At 64.6% G+C, this 21,316-nt stretch carries 20 protein-coding genes and 1 tRNA gene; 8 read left to right on the forward strand and 13 right to left on the reverse strand.

Translation table 11 applies throughout. The features are described 5' to 3' along the window. The first annotated feature begins 23 nt into the window (after nt 1-23). The gene (locus ACZ46K_RS25820) at nt 24-3,521 is read left to right on the forward strand and encodes a protein kinase domain-containing protein (protein WP_464745514.1); all 3,498 of its coding nucleotides are present in this window, start codon (nt 24-26) and stop codon (nt 3,519-3,521) included. 18 nt (nt 3,522-3,539) lie between these two features. Further along, nucleotides 3,540-4,550 (forward strand): magnesium transporter CorA family protein, encoded by a 1,011-nt coding sequence (locus tag ACZ46K_RS25825; protein WP_464745516.1) that lies wholly within the window; start codon nt 3,540-3,542, stop codon nt 4,548-4,550. Nucleotides 4,551-4,560: 10 nt separating this feature from the next. On the opposite strand, the gene ACZ46K_RS25830 is transcribed toward ACZ46K_RS25825, so the two are convergent. Further along, the gene (locus tag ACZ46K_RS25830) at nt 4,561-4,722 is read right to left on the reverse strand and encodes a hypothetical protein (protein WP_464745518.1); all 162 of its coding nucleotides are present in this window, start codon (nt 4,720-4,722) and stop codon (nt 4,561-4,563) included. 147 nt (nt 4,723-4,869) lie between these two features. Here ACZ46K_RS25830 and ACZ46K_RS25835 point away from each other — a divergent pair, with 147 nt between their 5' ends. Beyond that, nucleotides 4,870-5,067 (forward strand): CsbD family protein, encoded by a 198-nt coding sequence (locus ACZ46K_RS25835; RefSeq protein ID WP_054805581.1) that lies wholly within the window; start codon nt 4,870-4,872, stop codon nt 5,065-5,067. A gap of 69 nt (nt 5,068-5,136) precedes the next feature. Here the strand turns inward: ACZ46K_RS25835 and ACZ46K_RS25840 are convergent, their stop codons facing one another. Then, complete coding sequence (locus ACZ46K_RS25840) at nt 5,137-5,331, reverse strand: hypothetical protein (protein ID WP_054805580.1); 195 nt, start codon at nt 5,329-5,331, stop codon at nt 5,137-5,139. A 50-nt stretch (nt 5,332-5,381) separates the two neighbouring features. After that, a complete protein-coding gene (locus ACZ46K_RS25845) occupies nt 5,382-6,845 on the reverse strand; it encodes a SulP family inorganic anion transporter (protein WP_464745520.1) in 1,464 nt (487 codons plus the stop codon). A gap of 217 nt (nt 6,846-7,062) precedes the next feature. On the opposite strand from ACZ46K_RS25845, the gene ACZ46K_RS25850 reads away from it, so the two are divergent. Continuing rightward, nucleotides 7,063-7,209, forward strand: a complete 147-nt coding sequence (locus ACZ46K_RS25850) for a hypothetical protein (protein ID WP_464745522.1) — start codon at nt 7,063-7,065, stop codon at nt 7,207-7,209. Between the two features lie 5 nt (nt 7,210-7,214). Here ACZ46K_RS25850 and ACZ46K_RS25855 read toward each other — a convergent pair whose 3' ends face one another. Both ACZ46K_RS25855 and ACZ46K_RS25860 read right to left on the reverse strand, forming a co-directional pair. Beyond that, nucleotides 7,215-8,948 (reverse strand): hypothetical protein, encoded by a 1,734-nt coding sequence (locus tag ACZ46K_RS25855; protein ID WP_464745523.1) that lies wholly within the window; start codon nt 8,946-8,948, stop codon nt 7,215-7,217. Nucleotides 8,949-9,126: 178 nt separating this feature from the next. Further along, nucleotides 9,127-10,059: a tyrosine-protein phosphatase gene (locus tag ACZ46K_RS25860; protein WP_054805579.1), complete on the reverse strand. Its 933-nt coding sequence runs from the start codon at nt 10,057-10,059 to the stop codon at nt 9,127-9,129. A gap of 222 nt (nt 10,060-10,281) precedes the next feature. On the opposite strand from ACZ46K_RS25860, the gene ACZ46K_RS25865 reads away from it, so the two are divergent. After that, a complete protein-coding gene (locus ACZ46K_RS25865; RefSeq protein ID WP_464745527.1) occupies nt 10,282-11,082 on the forward strand; it encodes a replication protein in 801 nt (266 codons plus the stop codon). Nucleotide 11,083: 1 nt separating this feature from the next. Here the strand turns inward: ACZ46K_RS25865 and ACZ46K_RS25870 are convergent, their stop codons facing one another. Together ACZ46K_RS25870 and ACZ46K_RS25875 are read right to left on the reverse strand one after the other, a co-directional pair. Continuing rightward, nucleotides 11,084-11,557, reverse strand: coding sequence for a hypothetical protein (locus ACZ46K_RS25870; RefSeq protein ID WP_054805578.1), 474 nt, complete (start codon nt 11,555-11,557; stop codon nt 11,084-11,086). A gap of 192 nt (nt 11,558-11,749) precedes the next feature. After that, on the reverse strand, nt 11,750-12,112 hold the full coding sequence (locus tag ACZ46K_RS25875) for a MerR family transcriptional regulator (RefSeq protein WP_464745530.1): 363 nt from the start codon (nt 12,110-12,112) through the stop codon (nt 11,750-11,752). Between the two features lie 106 nt (nt 12,113-12,218). Here ACZ46K_RS25875 and ACZ46K_RS25880 point away from each other — a divergent pair, with 106 nt between their 5' ends. After that, nucleotides 12,219-13,364, forward strand: coding sequence for an MFS transporter (locus tag ACZ46K_RS25880; protein ID WP_464745534.1), 1,146 nt, complete (start codon nt 12,219-12,221; stop codon nt 13,362-13,364). Between the two features lie 388 nt (nt 13,365-13,752). Here the strand turns inward: ACZ46K_RS25880 and ACZ46K_RS25885 are convergent, their stop codons facing one another. From ACZ46K_RS25885 to ACZ46K_RS25895, 3 genes are read right to left on the reverse strand one after another with little or no spacing between them, the layout of a single operon-like run. Further along, nucleotides 13,753-15,294 carry an acyl-CoA synthetase gene (locus ACZ46K_RS25885; RefSeq protein WP_054809822.1) on the reverse strand — a complete coding sequence of 514 codons (1,542 nt, stop codon included), beginning with the start codon at nt 15,292-15,294 and terminating at the stop codon, nt 13,753-13,755. Between the two features lie 28 nt (nt 15,295-15,322). Beyond that, a complete protein-coding gene (locus tag ACZ46K_RS25890; RefSeq protein ID WP_464745537.1) occupies nt 15,323-16,471 on the reverse strand; it encodes a DUF5938 domain-containing protein in 1,149 nt (382 codons plus the stop codon). A gap of 11 nt (nt 16,472-16,482) precedes the next feature. After that, nucleotides 16,483-17,286 carry an SDR family NAD(P)-dependent oxidoreductase gene (locus tag ACZ46K_RS25895; protein ID WP_054805584.1) on the reverse strand — a complete coding sequence of 268 codons (804 nt, stop codon included), beginning with the start codon at nt 17,284-17,286 and terminating at the stop codon, nt 16,483-16,485. 212 nt (nt 17,287-17,498) lie between these two features. Between ACZ46K_RS25895 and ACZ46K_RS25900 the strand changes: the two genes are divergently transcribed. Beyond that, nucleotides 17,499-18,173: a TetR/AcrR family transcriptional regulator gene (locus ACZ46K_RS25900; RefSeq protein WP_054805576.1), complete on the forward strand. Its 675-nt coding sequence runs from the start codon at nt 17,499-17,501 to the stop codon at nt 18,171-18,173. 70 nt (nt 18,174-18,243) lie between these two features. Here ACZ46K_RS25900 and ACZ46K_RS25905 read toward each other — a convergent pair whose 3' ends face one another. Next, the gene (locus ACZ46K_RS25905; RefSeq protein ID WP_054805575.1) at nt 18,244-18,756 is read right to left on the reverse strand and encodes a nitroreductase/quinone reductase family protein; all 513 of its coding nucleotides are present in this window, start codon (nt 18,754-18,756) and stop codon (nt 18,244-18,246) included. Between the two features lie 449 nt (nt 18,757-19,205). Between ACZ46K_RS25905 and ACZ46K_RS25910 the strand changes: the two genes are divergently transcribed. Continuing rightward, nucleotides 19,206-19,517, forward strand: a complete 312-nt coding sequence (locus ACZ46K_RS25910) for a DUF3303 family protein (RefSeq protein WP_054805583.1) — start codon at nt 19,206-19,208, stop codon at nt 19,515-19,517. Nucleotides 19,518-19,894: 377 nt separating this feature from the next. On the opposite strand, the gene ACZ46K_RS25915 is transcribed toward ACZ46K_RS25910, so the two are convergent. Together ACZ46K_RS25915 and ACZ46K_RS25920 are read right to left on the reverse strand one after the other, a co-directional pair. Continuing rightward, a tRNA-Leu gene (locus ACZ46K_RS25915) sits at nt 19,895-19,971 on the reverse strand. Between the two features lie 101 nt (nt 19,972-20,072). Further along, complete coding sequence (locus ACZ46K_RS25920; RefSeq protein WP_464745540.1) at nt 20,073-21,263, reverse strand: lipase family protein; 1,191 nt, start codon at nt 21,261-21,263, stop codon at nt 20,073-20,075. Nucleotides 21,264-21,316: the final 53 nt, after the last annotated feature.

The following is a 21,316-nucleotide window of genomic DNA, read 5'->3' on the forward strand; positions in this document are numbered from 1 at the left end:
AAACACCTGAACGAGGCATGAAGATGACCGACAACGACCCGCTCACCACCCGAGCCGCACCGGTCCTCACCGCTGACGAGACCGATACCGTTCGGGCACTGACCGCTGCCGGATTCACCGACCCGGAGGAGATCGGCCGCGGCGGTTTCGGGGTCGTCTACCGGTGCCGTCAGGAGTCGCTCGATCGGACCGTTGCGGTGAAGGTTCTCAGCACCACCCTCGACCCCGACAACCTCGACCGGTTCCTGCGCGAGCAGCGAGCGATGGGACGGCTCTCGGGTCACCCGCACATCGTCACCGTCCTGCAGGCCGGCACCGGCAACACCGGGCTGCCGTACCTGGTGATGCACTACCACCCTCACGACTCGCTCGAAGCGCGCATCCGCCGGCACGGCCCACTGGAGTGGCCGGAGGCCGTCCGCATCGGAATCAAGGTCGCGGGTGCTCTCGAAACCGCACACCGCAACGACGTCCTGCACCGCGACGTGAAGCCCGGCAACATCCTCATCACCGAGTACGGCGAACCCCAGCTCACCGATTTCGGCATCGCGCGCGTCGGAGGCGGGTTCCGCACCTCGTCGGGAGCAATCACCGGGTCGCCGGCATTCACAGCCCCCGAGATCCTGCACGGCGACACTCCCACCGCCGCCGCCGACGTGTACGGGCTCGCGGCGACCCTGTTCTGTTCGATCACCGGACACGCCGCGTACGAGCGACGGGAGGGCGAGAAGGTCGTGGCGCAGTTCCTCCGGATCACGTCCGAGCCCATCCCCGACCTCCGCGGTGGAGGACTCCCCGATTCGGTCTGCGATGTACTCGAGCGCGCCATGTCGACCGATCCTGCGGCGCGCCCGCAGTCTGCCCGGGAATTCGGCGAAGAACTCCAGCAACTCGAAAGCAGCTTCGGTTTGACCGTGGACAACATGGCGCTGCCCGAGGACGTCCCGACCCGATCGACGCACGAGTCCCTCCCGTCGACCGGCCCGACGACCGATTCACGGCAGCTCCCGTCGACGTCGTTCACCTCGCCGTCGACGTCACCGTCCACTCGCTTCCGGCCACCGGCGCCGAACCGGCCGCTGATCGATCGGACCCGGTTGATCGACCTGTTGCGCGCGGGTCAGCGGCGGCGGCTCACTGCGATCCACGCGCCGACCGGATTCGGAAAGTCGACCCTCGCCGCCCAATGGCGCGACGTTCTCGCCGAGGACGGCATCCCGGTCGCGTGGCTCGCCGTCGACAGCGACGACAACAACGTCCTGTGGTTCCTGACCCATCTGATCGAGGCGATCAAGCAAGTGCGTCCGCATCTGAGCCGTCAGCTCGCGCAGATCCTCGAATCCCACGGCGACGACGCCGAGCGATACGTGCTGAGCACCTTGATCGACGATCTTCACAGCAATGAGGTCCAGACCACCTTGATGATCGACGACTGGCATCGGGTCACCTCGCCGGAGACGATCGCCGTGCTGGACTTCCTCCTCGAGCGCGGGTGCCACCATCTGCAGATCGTGGTCACCAGTCGCACTCAGGCCGGACTGCCGTTGAGCCGCATGAGAATGCGCGACGAACTCGTCGAACTCGATTCGAGCGTACTGCGATTCGACACCGACGAGTCCGATTCCTTCCTGCGCGAAGTGGGCGGGTTGCACCTCGACCGCGAGGATGTACAGGATCTCAACCGCTCCACCGAGGGGTGGGCCGCGGCGCTACAGCTCGCGTCGTTGTCGTTGCGCGACAGTGATGATCCGACAGGGATGATCGAGAACATCACCGGACGCCATCATGCAATCGGTGAATTCCTGGCCGACAACGTTCTTTCCACACTCGAGCCCGAGGTCTACGAGTTCTTGTTGTCGACGTCGATCACCGAATCCATCAGCGGCAGTCTTGCTTCGACCCTCACCGGGAATCCACGAGCGCAGGCAATGCTCGAGGAGATCGAGCAGCGAGACCTGTTCCTACGACACGTCGACGACGAACGCGTCTGGTTCCGCTACCACCACATGTTCCTCGACTTCCTCCGCCGTCGCCTCGAACGCGACAGGCCCGAGCGAATTCCCGAATTGCATCGCATTGCCGCACAGTGGTTCGCGCGTCACCACATGCTGCGCGAGGCGGTCGATCACGCACTGGCCGCCGACGACACGCAGTTCGCGGTGGACCTGGTCGCCATCGACGGGATGTATCTGATGGAACACGGCCGCATGACGACGTTGCTCGCGCTCATCGAGAAGCTTCCGCGGCGCGCCGTGTCGGATGATCCACGGCTCCAACTGTCGTGTTCGTGGGCCAGCGGTGCGCTACAGCGGGGCGACAAGGCCAGGGCTGCACTCGAGGCCGCCCGCGACGCACTCGGGCGGAGCGCTCTTCCCGAGGGCGAGATCGAAGCGCTTCGCATCGAGATGGACGTGGCCGAAGCGGCAATCCTCATGAACGCCGATCATGTCGCCGACATCGACCGGCTCATCCGGCCGTGCCTGGACCGCGCCGACACGCTCCGCCCGTGGGTGGTGGCCGCTGCCGCCGTCTTCGCGACCTACACCTCCATATTCCGATTCGACTTCGTCGAGGCGCAGCGATGGCAGGAATGGGCCGAACCGTACCACCGGGGCACCCAAGGCCCGTTCGCCGGAATCTACGGGCACTGCCTCTCCGGGATTGCCGCCGGCGAGCTGCTCGATGTGGCGGTCGCCGAGAAGCACTTTCGTGCGGCACTGCGCACTGCACGCCGCAGCGGCGGCGTGCATTCCCACGGCGGCCGACTCGCCGCCGCGATGCTGGGGGAACTCCTCTACGAGCAGGGTCGGCTCACTGAGGCCGAAGCGCTCTTCGACGAAAGCGCCCAGCTCGGGATCGAAGGCGGCATTGCAGATTTCATGATCGCACGGTTCGCCACCGCCGCCCGATCGAAGATGGCGCGCGGTGATCACGACGCCGCCGTCGCCCTGCTGGACGAAGGCCGACGGGCAGCTGCCGCCCACCGCCTCCCGCGACTACGCGCCCGCGTCGACAACGAACGTGTCCGGCTGGGTCTGCCCGCGGAGCCGCGCGAAGCCCGGGAAATGCCGACGACAGACGATCCCGACCCCGACGGTGTAGCCGAGGTGACCGCACAGATCGAGGACGCCACCGCGATCCGTCTCCTGTACAGCAGCGACGACCCCGAGTCCGTGGCCCACGCCGTCGAATGGGCCGAGTTGTGGCACCGACGCACCGCCGTCAACGGACGACGACGCGCGCACCTGCAGGCAACCCGGCTGCTCACCGCGTGCCTGCATGCTGCGGGACGACTCGAAGACGCCGAACACATCCTCGCACCGGCCGTCGAGATCTGCGGCGACCGGGGAATGCTTCGGTATCTCGTCGACGGTGGTACTCACGTCGTCGCCGTACTCACCTCGCTCCGCGACAGATTGCGCGAGGACCGCTGGCCGAAGGAATGGCCTGTCGTCGACTCCGCGTTCCTCGACGAGATGCTGCGACTCACCGAAACCGGAGAGACCAGCACCGAGCTCTGAGTGGGGCACACTTCGAGCATGACCAATCTCCCCGGAGACGTGCGCACACGATTGTGGCGCGATGGTGTGCTCGCCGCGGACGGGTTCCCGCTCGACGACATCTCCGAGCATCTCGCGGACGAGCACGCGCTGGTGTGGGTGGACCTGCACGACCCCGGACACGCCCAGATGAGTGCACTCGCCGCCGAGTTGGAGTTCGACCCCCATGCCGTCGAAGACGCGGTGGCGCGCAGCGAGCGCACCAAGGCAACCCGCTACCCCACCCACACCTTCGTCACGGTGTACGCGACCCACCTCGATCGACAATCCGGCCTCGACACGGTCGAATCCCGGCTGCACACCACCCGCGTGTCGGCGTTCATACTGCCGCGCGGGATCGTCACGGTGCGTCGCGGCGGGCCGTTCGACATCGACGAGGTCACGACCCGATGGGACGATCACGCCGACCTCATGCAGTTCGGAACCGGTGCGCTCCTGCACGGATTGCTCGACGTCATCGTGGACGGCCAATTCGAGACCATCCAAGCCCTCGACGACGCAATTGAGGACATCGAGGACGGCCTCTTCGGCAACACACCGATGACCCGCGCGACCCAGCACCGCATCTACCGGCTCCGCAAAGAACTCGTACAGCTACGACGCATCGTGCTTCCTGTGCGCGAGGTCGTGAGCGCGGTGATGCGGCACCGCGCCGAGGCCGGCAACCACGCAGAACTCGACGGTTGGTACACCGATCTCTACGACCACGTGATCCGCGCGACGGAATGGACCGAATCACTACGCGATATGGTGACCACCCTGTTCGAGACCAACCTGTCGTTGCAGGACGCACGACTGAACACGGTCATGAAGAAGCTCACCGGGTGGGCCGCCATCATCGCGGTCCCCACTGCGGTCACCGGGTGGTACGGCATGAACGTGCCCTATCCGGGCTTCGATCAGCCGTGGGGTGTGCTCGTCAGCGCCTGCGTAATCGTGGGGTCGGCGGGGCTGCTGTATCTGCTGTTCAAGCGACGCGACTGGCTCTGACCACGCGTATTCAGACGAACACGAGGATCAGCACGATGATCAGCACTATTGCGATGACTGCTGCGATCACCGAGACCACGGACGTGCGGCGTCCACCTGCGCCGCTGCGCACCAGTTCAGGGTCGGCGTCCGGTGCGTCGCCGATGGGGTCTCCATCGTTCGAATGGGACATGGCACCTCCCGAATCATCGTGTACTGACGCCGGTGTACTCAGGCAGTCTTACACGTGTGGGTCGCTGCTGTGCGGACGTTTGCGCGCCGAACCGGTGGGTACCCGTGAAGGGCACGAGTATTGCATCGGCAATCACGAGGAGGATCGATGGCCGACTTCATCGACAAGGCCAAGCACAAGGTGGAAGAAGCCACCGGCAAGGCCAAGGAACAGACCGGCAAGGCTACCGACGACCGCGACCTCGAAGCCGAAGGCAAGGGTGACCGCGCCTCGGGCGGCCTGAAGCAGGCCGGGGACAAGGTCTCCGACGCTGTGGACGACGTGAAGAACGCGTTCAAGAAGTAGCCGCTGAACCATGAAACGAACGAGGGGCGGTGTACGGCAGATCCGTACACCGCCCCTCGTTCTGTGCGTCTATTCCGACGCTCCCTCGGTGCTGTCGAAGAAGTGCCACGTCCCGTCGTTCTCGTGCTGCGCCTCCATACGCCATCCGAGTTCGGTGTTGTCCGCCCGAATGTCGACGAACCACGCGTGCGCGTCGTCGGCGCTCTCGATGTCCTTGGTGTCCACTACATCCCCGCTGGGGTCGATCACTCTGTACGTTGCCATGTGGTGGGGCTTCCCGGAAGCGGCAATGATCAAACGTTGCTGCAACCCTGTCAGCTGTCGCCCAGCTTCCCGGACAGCATCTCGACACGTCTCAGGCTGGCGCCGTCCAGGCCGACGATCTGCGCGGTCTTCCCCTTCTCGGAGTACTTGTGCAGCACCGAATCGAAGGTCGCGACCGTCGACGCATCCCACACCTCCGCATCGGTGAGGTCGATGACGACATGGTCGGGATCACCGGCGTAATCGAACTGGTAGACAAGGTCGTTGCTCGATGCCCAGAACAGTTCGCCCGACACCGTGTAGGTGCGCACTCCGTCGGCGGCGTCGGAGGCGTGCACCCGTGTCATGTGCGCGACCCGGCGTGCGAACGCGACCATCGCGGTGAGCACCCCCGCAACCACACCGATCGCGAGATTGTCGGTGGCCAGCGTTCCGATCACAGTCACCAGCATGACGAGCGTTTCGCTGATCGGCATGAGCTTCAAGGTGCGCGGGGCGATGCTGTGCCAGTCGAATGTGGTCACGGCGATCACGATCATCACAGCGACCAACGCCGCCATCGGGATCGAGCCCACGACGTCGCCCACCGTCACGCACAACACGAGCAGGAACAAACCTGCGAGGAACGTCGAGATGCGGGTCCGTGCCCGACCTTCCTTGACGTTGATCATGGTCTGGCCGATCATCGCGCAGCCACCCATCCCGCCGAACAGGGCCGCGGCGCCGTTCGCGACGCCCTGACCCCACGCTTCGCGGGTCTTGTCGGAATGGGTGTCGGTGATGTCGTCGACGAGCTTCGCCGTCATCAGCGACTCCATCAACCCCACCAGCGCAAGGCCCACCGCGTAGGGCGCGATGATCCCCAGTGTCTCCACCGTGAACGGCACGTCGGGGATCATCCAGCTCGGGAAGCCTCCGGGAAGCTCGCCCTGGTCGGCTACGTCCGGAACGTCCACACCGAACAGCACGACGATGCCGGTCAGCACGACGATCGCGATCAGTGCGGCAGGCACCGCCGTGGTGAGCCGCGGGATGAACACCACCATCGCGATACCGAAGGCAACCAACGGATAGACCAGCCACGGCACGTCGAACAGATGTCCGAGCTGCGCGCTGAAAATGAGGATCGCCAGTGCGTTGACGAACCCGATCATCACCGAGCGCGGGATGAACCGCATCAGCCGCGCCACACCGGTCAGGGCCAGCACAATCTGCAGCGCGCCGGCCAGCCACACGGCGGCGATCAGATAGTCGAGCCCGTGCGAGGCCACCAACGGCGCGATGACCAGGGCCGTCGCACCCGCAGCCGCCGACACCATCGCCGGACGCCCACCCACGAACGCGATGGTGATGGCCATGATGCAGGACGTGTACAGCGCTACCTTCGGGTCGACGCCTGCGATCACCGCGAACGAGACGACCTCCGGAATCAGGGCAAGCGCAGTAACCAGCCCGGCGAGGACTTCGGTGGTCAACCGGCGGGGCGATCGGAGAGTTGTGAGGACGGTATGCACCGATGAAGTCTAGGCACGCGCGTCGTGGCATCGCGCGCCACGGGAGTGCACAGTGTAGAGTTGGACCATCGACCGGTTCGCTACATCCGGACATCTTCCCCGATACGAACCTCGATGATCATCCCCCGAGCTGCACGCTCCTGGTTTTGCGTACCCCGCACCCGCGTGTTCCTCGTCAACACATGAAGTGGTCGAAGCAGTACCCGAAAGGACTCATATGAGCCAGTACACCGAAGACACCGGACCGCTGTTCCTGCAGCCGGTCAACCCGAACCAGACCGAGCCCGAAGTGGTGGAAGCCGAGCACCAGAGTTCACCCGAGCCGTTCGACTACACCTCGATCTTCTCGTCGCGCGGAGCCTGAACCACCTATCTCCTCGCGAAGTCGGCGAGTGCCTCCGAAACCGGTTCGGGGCGCCCGTCGTTCCGCTCGCCGGCTGCGGTGAGTACGTCGATGTGGTTGTAGCCCGACAACACGACCGGCACGTCGTCCGGATGTTCTGACTCCGGAAGCGCGATACCGCCGCTGCCCTGCAGCGTGAGAATCGGATGCCGCGCGACCCCGTCCCTGTGGATGTGATGTGTCGCGAACGACGGAGCCGACGACAGGGCCAGGTCCGACGGCAGCCGAGTCGGGAAGTACCACTCGGTGAAGTCGAGTGGGGGCTCCGACAGATTGCGCGCCAGTTCAGCGATCGACGTGACCTCGCTCGCCGGAGTCGTGTAGCGCGCCTCGTCCAGAAGCGAGTCTTCGGATCCCACCTCGTCGTAATCGAGCCACCGGTAGAGCGTCCCCTGCCTGCTGTATACCGACGGTGACGCTTTCGGTGCGTCGCCGAAAAATCCCGACCCCAATATCTCGGGTGTGCTCGGGACGGGAAACAGCTTGTCCTGCACGGGGGCTCCCGTGATGAAACCGACGCTGGCCTGCAAGAACCCGAACGGCTGCGAATTGTCGTCGAGGATCGCTCCGAGAACCGCCTCGTTGGTGGCATTCAGTGAGCGCACCTGCGGTTTCCCGGTCGCGAACATCGCGGCGTCCTTCGCGAGCAGAGCCCGCAACGTCCAGTCGACGTTGGGGTTGTCCGGCAACCGCTCGACGAGATCGTTGACGCCCTCCGGGTCGAGACGTGCTGCGAGACCTGCCAGAGCAAGCAGGTTCGTCGTCTCCGGGTTGATCACCGCCGGAAGCGCCAGTACCGGCATGGCCCCGGTGATCGCTCCCGTCGCAACGTCGAGCGGAGCTTTCATGATGTCGGGCATCTGCGGGAACGATCCGCCCACCGGTGCGGGAGATTGCGCCGCGATCACGGTGTCGAGCGCGAAATATCCCGAGCACTGGCTGAATCCGGCGTCGTCGAGGGTCTGCGGGTTCCCGTCGAAATCCCATTCGGCGAAGAAACCAGTTATGAATCCTCCCAAAGAGTGCCCGCCGCAGAGCACCTTGTCGCTGCGGACCTGGGGGTCGGGAAGTTCGTGTCGCAGGAGGTCGTACTGGTCGCGGAGGGTCTGTTCGAGCCCGACGTGGGCGAGCCATGCGACGTCGGCGTCCGAGGCGTAGCCCGCAAAGCGCGACCCGTCGACCTCCGCGCCGTGGAAGTAGTAGTCGGTGGCGGTGTCGAAGCTGCCGGTCGCGAGTGCAGCCTGGACTCCGGTGTGGTCTTCGAGGCAGTTCGAGCGGCGGTCCAGCGCCCAGAACTCGACGTGCTCACCCCGCCTGTCTGCGGCGACGACGGTATTGCGGGCGATGCTCTCGAATGCCCCTGCCCCCTCGAAAATTCCGGGCTGAGCGACGAAGATGCGGTCGGCGTCCGACGATTTGCCGGGCCCGTCGGCCGATCGCCAGCGAAGGTAGGACAGGCGATCGCACCGTTCCGGTCGCGGGCCGACGTACCCCGGCAGGGGCGCGGGGATCGTCACTACCGAGCCGATCACCTCGCCGGCGAGCGGCGCGGTGGAGGCGTAGGTCGTCTCGGTTCTGTCGTCCTGAGCGGAGGCGTGTGGAGCGCCGCCGACGCCGACAGCGAATGCCGTTGCTGTCGCGAGAACTATCCGGATTGCGCTGCTGCCCATCGCCGCCCCCATCGCCAGTGATGCGTACACAATAGGGACCCGCCCGGACCTCGACGGGAGATTCGACTATTTCAACGGCGACCCAAACACGGTCCACGGACAGAAGCAACAGTTCGGGGAGGCCGCTTCTGTCCGCAGACATTGTGGTTGTAGGGATTTGGTGGTCCGACCGCCCTGTACGCGGTCAGAACTACCGAACCGACCGGGATTACGTCAGCAGGGTGTCGCGAAGCTTGGTCACCGTGTCGCCGTCGAGCCCGAGAACGGTCGTCGCGAATCCGTCCCAGCCGCCGTACTCGTTGTTCACAGCATCGAGCACAGGCTGGATCTTGCTGGCGCTCTGCTCCGTCAATGGACGGATGAGGTCGATGTCGACGCCCTTGCTCGCCAGGAACGCGTACGTCTCCTCGTTGTGCTCACGATTGAACTCGTTGGAGAGCACGAAATCGTCGACGATCGTGTCGTCCGGGACGCCGAGAAGACCCAGCAGGAGAGCCGTCATCATTCCGGTTCGGTCCTTGCCTGCGGTGCAGTGATAGACGAGTGCACCGTCGGAGTCGGCGATGAGCCTCATCGTGTCGGCATACCCGGCCATCGTCTCGGGCTGGTCGAGTTGGACCACGAACCCCTCGTCGCCGATGCGCTCGGCCTTGCCGTCGCCGAGCATCTCCTGCATCACGGCGGGGTCACCCGTGGTCATCGCGGTTTGGATGGCCTCCGACAACGCCTGCGTACTTTCGTCGAGTAGCGGGATGTTGACGACGTCGATGCTCTCCGGTACCTGATCGACACCGGACTTCGCGATCTCGTCCGCGCCGCGGAAATCGACCACTGTGCCCACGTTCGCGTCTGCGACTGCACGTTGGTCGTCGGGTGTGAGTGAGTCGAGACTGTCTGCGCGGAACACCCGCCCCCACGCGACCGTCTTTCCGTCGGCGGTACTGTATCCGCCGATGTCGCGCACATTGTGTGCCCCCTCGAGCGCGAAGTGACGCGTCGAAGCGGCAGGTTCCGCGACGCTCTCGGTCGCAGAGGTCGGGGATGCTCCGGTGGTTTCGGTGACTGCGCTACCGCATGCAGTGAGCGTCAGCGCGGTGATCACGCCGAAAGATGCGGTTGCGATGGTGAATCCAGTTTTCATGACCGTCCTATGGGTAAGGTTTAGCGCCCGAACCCTAGACACGGACAGCGCTGTGATGGGTGCCACTCTCGGTTGGTGGGATCGGCGAATCCACGCGCTCTGCAACATTCCGTAGACATCGCGTACAACGCTGCGCCAAGATCATCGCCACAAAAGAAAAGGTGCCCGCCGCGAGTTGGCCCTCGCGACGAGCGTCGTCCGACTTACTCAAAGGAGTCGAACGTGGCACAGCATACCCATGCCCCATTACAGGGCGGAATCAGACGCGGCCCGCGCCTGGCCGACAATTTCACCGTCCTCTCCAACACCGTCATCAACGACGGCCAGCTGAGTTTTCGCGCCAGGTGCCTGCTCATCATGTTGCTCAGCAACCCTGCCGATTGGCATATCCGCTCCGAGTCGATCGCGCGCCACTCCCCCAAGGAAGGCCGCGACGCCATCCGCACCGCCATGCGCGAACTTGCCGAGGTCGGGTATCTCGTGGTGGAGAAGTTCCAGGACGAGCGTGGGAGGTGGTTCACGATCCAGACCATCTACGAGGAACCGCGCGGCGGAACTCCTGTTCCGCCGAGGCCTGGGAAACCGCCCGCCGGAGCCGCCGACATCGGAAGGCCCGCCCCTCTTACAAGTACTCGGAAACCAAGAACTGAGACGAACAACGACGTCGCGGCGTCGACTTGTCCTGAATCAGACGACCGCGTCCTCGACGCCCTCGAAGCCGCCACGGTCTCCGCGGGCCTGATGGCCTCGTTCGCCAAGATCAAGCCGCAGCAACGATGCGAAATCCTTGCGCTGGCGGCACTACACGGCGTCGAAGCTCTCGCATCGGCCGCGAAAACTGCTCATCGACCGGCGAATCCGACGATGCACGTGCACGGGTGGCTGCGCCTCTGGCGCGCACTGCCCACACCCCGGATGCCGTTGCCTCCCAGGTGCGGGCAGTGCGACGAATACGGCTGGCTCGACGACGACGAACACGGACGCGCCGTCCGGTGTGGTTGTCGCGTGCCGGTCGCCGCCTGACTCACGCCACGCTGACGACACCACCGCACGACGTGGTCGGGATGCTCCACAGCGGAATACTGTTGACGGCGCTCACCGTGAACTCGACGTCACCGGGTCCCGAATTCAGATCGAATGTCACGACGTCATTACCTGGGTTCGACACGGTCGCGTTGTCGTAGAGCGTGCCACGTTCGCCGGTGTCGACGTTGTGCCAGTCGAGCTTCACGTCGGTCTGATAGCCGCCGGTGAAGAACCATAGGCTCGCCACGTCGGGCATCTGGAGTTGTGTTCTGCCCGGCTCGGTCTGCCAGCTGAACAAGCGTGCCGGCGCGTAGGGCTGGTCGACGATGTACGGGCTCACGCCCCAGCACCGATCCATCGGTACCTCGACCGTGTCGGCCGCGGCCGTCCCGGTTCCTACCGCGAGTCCTGTGAGTATGCCTGCGGCAGCAAGCGTGGCGGCGCCGGCGCGGCGAAGGGCTCGTGAAGACATGAATAGACCTTTCCGATCGGAGACAGTCCGGCCAGTGCACCATGAATACGAACGCTTTTGGTCGGTTCGGCGGTGAATCCTTCCCCGATTCGGCAAAGTCGGGAACAAGTACACGCTCCGCGGACACGAGCAACGGTTCGACAGGATGTTCGTGTCTGCCGTGGTCGCGGTTGTCTTCGTGGTGGAATTGATTCAGGATTCAACACTTTCGCCGACAAGGTGCGCGAGTGCAGCGCGGCTGGTGCTCAGGCACGCGATCTTCGCGTCGAGGTCGACGATCTGCTCGCGAATCATGTCCGACAGGACGGCATCACAGCGCGGACCCCAGTCCACGGCACCACTCTGCTTGTCGAGGACGATCTTGATGAACCGCGTCGGCACACCGGAACGGACCAGGGACCGAACCATCTCGACCGTGTGCACGTCCTCCTCCGAGTACTGCCGATATCCGTTGCCCGCACGGCCGGGTGCGAGCAAGCCCTGGGTTTCGTAGTACCGCAGCATCCGCGTGGGCACGCCTGTGCGTTCGGAGAGGTCGCCGATCTTCATACGCATACCCTTCGCCCTTGACATTCACATAGATGTCAATGTTTACCGTCCTCCAATGACCCAGACAACGCAACACTCGACGAGAAACACGGGCCGAACGAGCCCAACCGGCGTGATCGCCGTACTCACCCTCGCAACGCTGGCGACCGTCACGGTGGAACTCGCGCCGTCCGGTCTGCTGCCGCACATGAGCACCGACCTCGGGGTGCCGCTCGGCGCCGTCGGCCTCCTGGTCACCGTGTGGGCGCTGACGATCGCACTCGGAAGCATCCCCCTGGTCCGGGCCACTTCCCGCATACCCAGGCGGACTCTGCTGTCTGCCGCCCTTACGGTGACCGCCGTCGCCAACGCCGCCACAGCACTCGCACCGAACTTCGCCGTCGCGTTCCTCGGGCGTCTCGTTGCTGCAGGCGCACACGGCCTCTTCTGGGCACTCGTCGTGACATTCGTGGCGAGCATCGTACGACCGGAGAAACTCGGCACCTCACTGTCGATCGTCCTGGCGGGACCGGCATTCGCAGGCCTGGTCTCGCTTCCGGCGGCGACCGCCGTAGCGGACGCCGTGGGGTGGCGACCGACGCTCCTCGTCCTGTCGATCCTGTTGTTCACCATCGCGATTGCCGTATGGGTGGTCGTCGGCGGCCCTGAGAACAACTCCGATGCTCAGGAACAACCGGGGCGGTGGGACCGCAGCGCGCGACAAGTCCTCACCGTGGCGGCCGGTGGCAGTCTCGTGATCGCCGCCCACTTCGCCGTGTTCACCTACGTCGCGCCCATCGTTGTCGACCTCGGTGGGTTCGCCCCGACTTCGATCGCCTCAGTACTCCTTGCATTCGGCGTCGCCAATGCCGTAGGGGTCGCCGCCGCCGGAGTCGTCTCCGATCGTCACCCACGCGGTGCCGCGCCGGCCGCCGCTGCGCTACTCGCCCTCGGCGTGCTGACGCTCCGACTCGGAACCGATACCACCGCTGTTTTTGCCGTCGGAGTCGTCCTCTGGGGAATCGCTGCCGGTGCCTTTCCGCCGATTCTCCAAGCGCGTGTTCTCCGCGTGTCCACAGTGGCGTTCCGCCCGATCGCCGGTGGAGTCGTCATCACCGCGTTGAACCTCGGCATCGCGGTGGGAGCACTGATCGGGGCGGCGCTGCTCGACTCGGGGGCCGGAACGGTCGTGCTCGCGGGGGTCGTCGCCGGAGCGTCGGGTGTCGCGGTGCTGCTCCTGACAAGACCCCGCCGTGACAGCTCGATTTCCCCGAGCTGACCGTTCGAAAGTTCCCTCCGTCTCCACGGGTTTCCTCACGCCGACGATCCGAGGAAACCCGTGCGATGGGAGGAAGGTTTTCAAGTAACCGGGGAGTGCCACAGCCCCCGCGGGGGCCCGGTGCAGATCTACCACCGCTTCTCCTTCGATGCCGACCAAGCGGTCGCGGTGGTACTGGCGCTTCAGCTGGCCCCCAGCACGGTGACCGGTTCGGCGCGAAGCCGCTGCGAGAGCTCTCGCGACGATCCACCAGGTTCTTTCTCCCCGACTCCGAGCCCAGCTACCCGCGACAGACATGGCCGAACTTGCGGAGGCATGTGCACGTCTCTCGCACCGGTACGCGTCCGCCGTCGGGGAATCATGAAGTTCTCGCTCGCTGAGCGAGGGTTCAAGTGAACCTCGCCTTGATGTCGGTCTTCAGCACCTTGCCGACCTTCGATCGAGGAAGATCCGGCCACACCTCGACCTGCTTGGGTGCCTTGACCGATCCGATGCGTTCCTTGACGAACGCGGTGAGCTCTGCGGGATCGACATGCTCGCCGGAGTGCGGTTGCACGACCGCTACGACGCGTTCACCCCATTTCTCGTCGGGCAGGCCGATCACCGCACAGTCCTGGATCGCGTGATGCGCGAGGATCGCCTGCTCGACTTCCGTGGAATACACGTTGAAGCCACCGGTGATGATCATGTCTTTGGCGCGGTCGACGATGAACAGCAGACCGGACTCGTCCAGGTAGCCGATGTCGCCGGTGTGGTGCCACCCGAACCTACTTGCTTCCTCGGTTGCCTCGGGGTTCTTGTAGTAGCCGGCCATCACGAGCGAGGAACGCACCACGATTTCTCCGCGTTCACCGGACGGGAGCAACGTTCCGTCCTTGGCCATCACCGCGACGGTCACGAGTGGCGACGGACGACCGGCCGACGACAGAACTTCGGTGGCGATCGATCCGTCGGACCGGCGGTGTTCGTCGGGCGGCAACACCGAGATCATCATCGGCGCCTCGGTCTGTCCGAAGAGCTGCGCCATCGGGCCGATCCGTTCGAGCGCCTCGACGAGCCGAGTCGGGCTCATCGGTGCCGCTCCGTACCAGAAACACTGCAGGCTCGACAGGTCCGTCGTATCCAGATCAGGGTGGGCGAGGACCATATAGATCAGGGTCGGGGGGAGGAACGTGTGGGTGACCCCGTGTGCCGGCACGAGTTCGAGGAACCGGCCGACGTCGGGGCTACGCATGATGACGATCTCGCCGCCGCTGGCCAGGACGGGAAAGCACAACACCCCGGCCGCGTGGGTGAGCGGGGCAAGCGCGAGGTAGACCGGACGGGCACCGTGAGTAGGGAACGGATAGCTCATGAGCGTGAGCGCCGTCATCGTCTCGAGATTGGTGCCGGTCAGCAGCACGCCTTTCGGTTTGCCGGTCGTACCGCCCGTGCCGACGATCATCGCGAGGTCGTCGGGCGCACACCTATCGGGAGCGTCGTGGGAGTCGCCGCCCGAAGCACTGAAATCGTCCCAACCCAGTGTGTTCCCGTCGGTTTCGCCATCGAGCTGCACCCACGTGCGGATCCCGGGAAGATCCGCTCGGATCTTGTCGACGAGCTCCCGATAGGCCGATGCGTACAACAACACCTCGCAGTCGAAGCGGTCGAGGATCTCACGGTTCTCGGCCGCCTCGTTGCGCGGGTTTATCGGGCACCACACTCCCCCGGCTCTGCTGATGCCGAAGACACACGCGAACGCGAGCGGATCGTTGCCGGACAGCACGGCGACCTTGCTTCCAGGCCGCACGCCACGGGCAACCAACGCGCGTGCAACATCGTCGGCAAGACCCTGGACGGCGGCGTACGTCCAGGTGTCGCCGTCGGTCGTGAAGCACGGACGGTCCGGCCCGAGCGAGGCGCCCTTGTCGAGGTAGTCGACTATCCGCATCGAGTCCTCCATCCGATTCAGCGGTTGTTCAGAAGTCCTGCACGGTGAGAACAGGTTTCGCGACCAGACCGAAGCTGCGCAGCACTCCGAGCAGTTCGTGGTGACCGAACGCCTGACAACCGCTGGCGAATCCCACCCGCTTCGGCGGCTGTTGCACCAGCCAGTTCGCGGCGAATGCCTGCAGGAGCCCGGTCTGCTTGTAGTTACTGTTGCCGTGGATCACGCAGTGGGCTCGCCCGAGTGGACCCGACGCGTGCACCGAGTCGAGAGATTTGTTGACGCGAGGGTTCTCGCGGGGCGGCATGACATCCATGACCTGACGCGCGGTTGCCGTCAGGGCTGCGTCGCGGTCCTCGGGTGACATGTCTTTGGTTGCCTCGAGAGCCTGCGCGACGATCTGTGGAACCCCGTGCATCAGTGCGGCGTTGAAGACTCCACCCTGCGCCTTGACATTCGCGACGCGCGGGTCGCGGCGGAACCACACCGGGTGCGACGTCCCGCCCCACGGCAAGGACTGGGCGAGTTCGTGCTGACCGGGTACCACGAGCGGCACAAGCCCTTGCGCTGGGTCGAACGGCACATACTCGTTCTGCTCGAGATAGTGCGCCGCCGACGTCGCGGCGTTGACGAGGATCGTACGAGTCGACGCGATGGTCGGGCTTCCACCCCAGAACACTGCGATGTCGAGAGTGTCGAGTCCCGGCGTCTCGAGACACAACTGGGCCGCGATCTCCCCGATGGTGTACATCTGCGCGATCCCCGGGGCGAGCAGCAGTCCTGCCGCTGCGAAGTCCGCTCCGTACTGTTCCTCGCAGGTGATGAGCCAGTCCTGCTCACCGGTCGTATCGGTATAGTGCGCGCCTGCGGCCAGGCACGCCTGCACCACTTCGGGGCCGAGATCGGAAAACGGTCCGACGGTGTTGAGGACGACGTCGACATCGCGGAACAGTTCGGTCAGCGCCTCCACGGTGTGCTCGACCTGTGCTACCTCGTAATCCGCTGTCTCGATGCCCGGAACGTTGGTCCGCATCGATTCGTCGATCTTGCCCTTGTCGCGGCCGGCAGCGACGAAAGGGATACGGAACTCGCGCAGGAACTCACAGACGAGTCGGCCTGTGTACCCGGAGGCGCCGTAGACGACGACGCGGCGCGGCGATTTCGATGTCGGTGTACTCACAGGTCTCTCCCTCACATTCCCATTCCGCCGTCGACCGGAAGGCCGGCGCCGTTGACAAATCGCGCTGCGTCGGACGCGAGGAACACGACAGCGTCTGCCATGTCCTCGACCGTGCCCAGACGCCCGGAGGGAGTCAGATCCACGACGGCGCCGACCGCTTCCTCCGGCGAGCCGAACAACCCGAGTGTCGCCATGTCGTTCGCGAGTCCCGCACCCATCGCAGTCGGCACGAGACCGGGATAGACACAGTTGACGCGGACGCGGTAGCCGAGTTTGCCGCTCTCCATCGCCGCCACACGCGTCAGCCGGTCGACGGCAGATTTGGTCGCCGAGTACACCGAGATCCCGGGGAACGCGATCGTCGCTGCCACAGAGGCAACGTTGACGATCACGCCGCCGTTTCCGGCCGGACCACCCGGTCGCATGGCGCGTAATCCGTGCTTGAGCCCGAGCGTGGTACCGAGGACGTTGACTTCGAGCATGCGACGGATGTCGTCGGAGGCGACCTCTGTGAGCAAGCTCGAGATCTCGATGCCCGCGTTGTTCACCAGGATGTCCAGACCGCCGACGGCGTCGATCGTCGCCGTGATCGCCCGTTCCCAGTCCGATTCCTCGGTGACGTCGAGGCGAGTGAAAGCATGCTTCTGCTGCCCCTCCGAGGGAAGGTCGGCTGCGGTCTGCTCCCCGCTGTCCTGAATATCGGCAATCACGACACTTGCACCTGCCGACGCGAGCGCGCGAGCCATTCCTTCACCGAGGCCCTGGGCCCCGCCGGTGACCAGGGCACGGCGCCCGGTCAGATCGAACACGGTCATCGGTGTCTCCTCCGGTATCTGCAGTTCTGACGGACCGTTCAGCGAATATCGGGCCGTGGTGCGGCCGGGTCGCCTCATCGAGTGCGACCGAACGAGTGGTGTGAGTCACAGCGTTACCCAAGTCTTGACGACTGTCAAGACTTTTCCGGTCAAGTGGCCTGATCTTTCTTGCCAAGTGTCACGAACTCGTCCGGTCACCTACACTGGCAGCGATGAACCCCGTGGCAGCACCCGCCGAGCGGTCTTTTCGCAACCGGCAGGACAAGTACGACGAACGTCGTGTGCAACTGGCCGAGTCCGCCCTGGCTACCCTCGGCGAGCTGGGCTATGCCCGCACATCCCTGCGCGAGATCGCGCAGAATTCGCCGTTCTCACACGGAGTGGTGCACTACTACTTCAAGAACAAGACCGAGCTGATCCTGCACTGCGTCCGCTATTACAAGTCCCGATGCATGACGAGATACGACGAAATCGTCGACAGTGCCTCGACCGCAGACGAACTGCGCCGCGGATTCGCAGACAAGCTCCTCGAGACCTTGCGCACCGAGGCTCCGATGCACCGCCTCTGGTACGACCTGCGCAACCAGGCCATGTTCGATCCCGAGTTACGCGAAGACGTATCCGCGATCGACAACGGACTGTGCGACATGATCGACCGGGTCCTCACTCGCTACGCCGAACTGTCGGACGCGGTCCCGAGGTACGACCGCAACGTCACGTACTCGATGCTCGACGGCATATTTCTCGCGGCGCTGCTCGAGCACCTCATCGAGCGCGATACTCGCACGGAAGCCGGTGAAACCGATGATGCTTCCGCGACGGAGGCGTCGGATCGCTTGCGGGACAAAGCGCTCACACTTCTTCCGGACCTCGTCGCCGCACCCTGACAGGCCGGGCGGCCTGTTCGGCGAGTGCCTGCCAGAGCGCGGGGTGTGACCCGGAGGTCTCGGGGAGCGCTCAGACCTCGCCGTCGAGGGTCAGCACGACCAGCGGAATGGGCCGATCGATCTTGGACTGGAAGTCCGCCAGCAGGGGGTTGTTGGCCAGTACCCAGGTTGCGAACTCCTCGTAGTCCGCGCCTTCGAGCACCTTGCCGCTCGCCTGGTGGGTCTTGCCCCCGAGTTCGACAGTGACCTGTGGATTCGCCTTGACGTTGTACCACCAGGCCGGGTACTTGTCCTCGATGAACGAGCTCACGTACATGGTGTCGCCCCGGTGCAGAGGCCCCAGTGGAGTCGTGTGCCGCTTGCCGCTCTTGGCTCCCGTGGTGGTGAGCAGGATGAGGTCTCCGCCCGCGTAAGCACCGCCCACCTTGCCCGAGTTCTCCCGGAACTCCTTGATCACGTCATCGTTCCAGTTGGCGATGCTGCCTTCCTCGTCCCAAGCCTGGTTCCACGGCGCGTTCGGATCGTCGTAATCGGTGATGTCGGCCTGATCCGGCTGTCCTGCAGTCGAGTGTGTTTCGCTCATGATTCGAGTGTGTCGCGGATATAGGACAAATACCGTCCTAAAATGAGACGGCCTTCCATCACCACATCGGTGTCGGCGTAGGCGGTGATTCCCTGCCTTACGAGGCGGTGATCAGACCGACGGTCTACGACGTTGGATCGAAGGTGCGCCCTCCCGACATGCATCCGCACCCTTCCCCCTGCCGCAACGAGGGTTTATCCTTGTTGAAGTCGCGCTTGGCCTCGAGTGATGTCGATCCCACCATCTCCCTACACGGAAGGTGGGTCCGCGAATTTGCGCATCGGAATACTTTGCGGCGCAGCGGTGTACGACCAAACATCACGACTTCATCTTCCCGACTATCGCGATTTACGGTATTTCGACATCCGAATCCTGATACCCGTCATTCCGATCCCGATATTCACAGCGAAGCGATGGCCTTGGCGCCCAAGACAATCCAGGGAGACGAGATGAAGTACGTAGTCGCGTGGGAGGACAGGGCCGGCGGATCGGCCACAGACAGGGAAACGGAGGTGCAGCGCCTCCTTCAGGTGTTCGCGAAGTGGGCACCACCGGAGAGTGCGACTTTCCACCAATTCGTGAGTCGCCTCGACCTCGGCGGCGGCTTCGCCATCGTCGAGTCGGACAACCCCACTGATGTGGCCGACGGACCCACGAGGTTCTTTCCATTCTTCGATTTCCACATCTATCCCGTCGTGGATGTCGCCGAAGGAATCCGAGTTCTCCAGGAGGGAGCGGAGTTCCGCAGTTCCGTCGACTGATGCCGGAATTGCCCCTGCAGGTACCTCTGCAGCCTCTTGCCCTCCCCAGATCTTGGCGGGACACCCGACGGATCCGGAGCAGAACTTGCGTGACAGGGTAAGGCGGGGCCGACACCGGCGGAGTGATGTCGGGTCAGTCTGCGCTGACTTGGAGGTACTGCCGTTGATGCCACTGCGGCGCGTCGCTCCGACCACGAAGCACGGCCCCGCGTACAAGTGCGTGGAGCGCTTCGCGCGCTCCCGTGCCGGGTACCACGACTATCGCGCCAAGACGGCACAGATCGGACGGCGGATCCCGATCTCCTGGCTCACGCCGCGCCAGCGAGGGTGCGGCAGAACACGAGCAAGGGTGCCGAACCGGCCTGCTTGCGACAATATGGTGCCCCCAGTCGGACTCGAACCGACACTGTGCGGATTTTAAGTCCGCTGCCTCTGCCAATTGGGCTATGGGGGCCGACCGGATCAGCCTAGCGGGTGGCAGACGTCCGCTCGGAGCGAGGCCGTGGGTTTCACGGCCTCGCCCCGATCAGAAGAAGTGTCGGCATCGAATTCGAGTCAGCAGCTGGTCGGTACCGGCTCACCGCGGAATCGCGCGTCGATGTACTCGTAGGCATCCGGGAACCCAGCGACGGCGGTCGTCATGTGCTCGGCGATCTCGTACTGCACGAAGGTCAATGGTGCGCCCTCCGCGCAGTAGCGCCGGGCAACTTCCTCGACCGAGTCGAAGGGGGTGAGCCCGTCCAGCGTTCCCTGCCACAGGTAGACGGGCGCGGTGGGCACACCATCGAAATGACGCAGGCTGTTCTCCCGCAATATCTGACGGACTTCCGGGCTGCTCAACAGACTCGTGCTCACTGCGACCTCACCGGCGCTGCGGAAGGCTCCGTGGAAAAGCAGGAAACGTCGGCACTCGTTGCCCGTCCAATCCCGCAACCACATGCCCGTCTCGTTGAGCTGATCCGAGATCGGCAGACGCTCCTGGTACTCACGCTCGAGCCCGATCGCAGCGGCGAAGGCCAAGCCGAAGCCGGGATGCGGTTCGAGGCCGAGGCCGTCGGCCATCTGCTCGAGGTCGGCGGGAATGCCACCCGCCACCACCGCGGCCAGTTCCAGCTCCGGCGCGTAGGTCGGTGCAAGCGCCGCAGCCCACGCGCTTGCCATGCCCCCACCCGAATACCCGGCCAACGCAACGGGACTGTCGGTCAGACCCAGTTCGGCGACACGTTGTACCGCGCGCACGCTGTCCAGCGTGATCATGCCGCCCAGCTTCGCTGCGCCGTAGGCACCGGTGGGGCCGAGATGGTCGGGGACGGACACCGCCCACCCACGTTCGAGACCCAACATCATCCCGGGCGATTCCTGCAGCTCCATGTTGAACAGCGAGCGCGAGGGCGCGCACTTGGTGCCCAGCGAGTTGATGATCGCCTGGTATGACACCAGCGGTGGGTTGGCGACACCGTGGGGCAGCAACACCGTGGTGACCCCGAGAATCGGGTTCCCCAGCGAGTTGGTCGACCGGAACGCGACCTGCCAGCCGTCCGAGTTCGGATACATCCAGGTATCGATACGGCGTGTGCGGACGACATCGCCGGGCTGCTTGGTGTCGAGGTCGGCAGGCGCCAGATAGAACGGATCCGGATCAGGCACTGGATACATGGGATCGGCTGCCGCTACCAGCGGCACACTCATCCCCACGAGAACGGCCCCGAGGACCGCTGTCATAAACACGCCGAACCTTTGTCGCATGAGTATCCCTCTCGATTACCGCAGGATCAGCGGCCAACCGCTCTATACTCACG

It is taken from the genome of Rhodococcus sp. JCM 9793 (genome assembly GCF_055380405.1).

What these genes read in the sequence shown, in the direction of transcription:
- ACZ46K_RS25825 (WP_464745516.1), top strand. Translation starts at nt 3,540, where the DNA reads ATGACCAATCTCCCCGGAGACGTGCGCACACGATTGTGGCGCGATGGT.
- ACZ46K_RS25840 (WP_054805580.1), bottom strand. Translation starts at nt 5,331, where the DNA reads ATGGCAACGTACAGAGTGATCGACCCCAGCGGGGATGTAGTGGACACC.
- ACZ46K_RS25900 (WP_054805576.1), top strand. Translation starts at nt 17,499, where the DNA reads ATGAACCCCGTGGCAGCACCCGCCGAGCGGTCTTTTCGCAACCGGCAG.
- ACZ46K_RS25870 (WP_054805578.1), bottom strand. Translation starts at nt 11,557, where the DNA reads ATGTCTTCACGAGCCCTTCGCCGCGCCGGCGCCGCCACGCTTGCTGCC.
- ACZ46K_RS25920 (WP_464745540.1), bottom strand. Translation starts at nt 21,263, where the DNA reads ATGCGACAAAGGTTCGGCGTGTTTATGACAGCGGTCCTCGGGGCCGTT.
- ACZ46K_RS25905 (WP_054805575.1), bottom strand. Translation starts at nt 18,756, where the DNA reads ATGAGCGAAACACACTCGACTGCAGGACAGCCGGATCAGGCCGACATC.
- ACZ46K_RS25830 (WP_464745518.1), bottom strand. Translation starts at nt 4,722, where the DNA reads ATGTCCCATTCGAACGATGGAGACCCCATCGGCGACGCACCGGACGCC.
- ACZ46K_RS25835 (WP_054805581.1), top strand. Translation starts at nt 4,870, where the DNA reads ATGGCCGACTTCATCGACAAGGCCAAGCACAAGGTGGAAGAAGCCACC.
- ACZ46K_RS25875 (WP_464745530.1), bottom strand. Translation starts at nt 12,112, where the DNA reads ATGCGTATGAAGATCGGCGACCTCTCCGAACGCACAGGCGTGCCCACG.
- ACZ46K_RS25820 (WP_464745514.1), top strand. Translation starts at nt 24, where the DNA reads ATGACCGACAACGACCCGCTCACCACCCGAGCCGCACCGGTCCTCACC.
- ACZ46K_RS25910 (WP_054805583.1), top strand. Translation starts at nt 19,206, where the DNA reads ATGAAGTACGTAGTCGCGTGGGAGGACAGGGCCGGCGGATCGGCCACA.
- ACZ46K_RS25850 (WP_464745522.1), top strand. Translation starts at nt 7,063, where the DNA reads ATGAGCCAGTACACCGAAGACACCGGACCGCTGTTCCTGCAGCCGGTC.
- ACZ46K_RS25860 (WP_054805579.1), bottom strand. Translation starts at nt 10,059, where the DNA reads ATGAAAACTGGATTCACCATCGCAACCGCATCTTTCGGCGTGATCACC.
- ACZ46K_RS25895 (WP_054805584.1), bottom strand. Translation starts at nt 17,286, where the DNA reads ATGACCGTGTTCGATCTGACCGGGCGCCGTGCCCTGGTCACCGGCGGG.
- ACZ46K_RS25885 (WP_054809822.1), bottom strand. Translation starts at nt 15,294, where the DNA reads ATGCGGATAGTCGACTACCTCGACAAGGGCGCCTCGCTCGGGCCGGAC.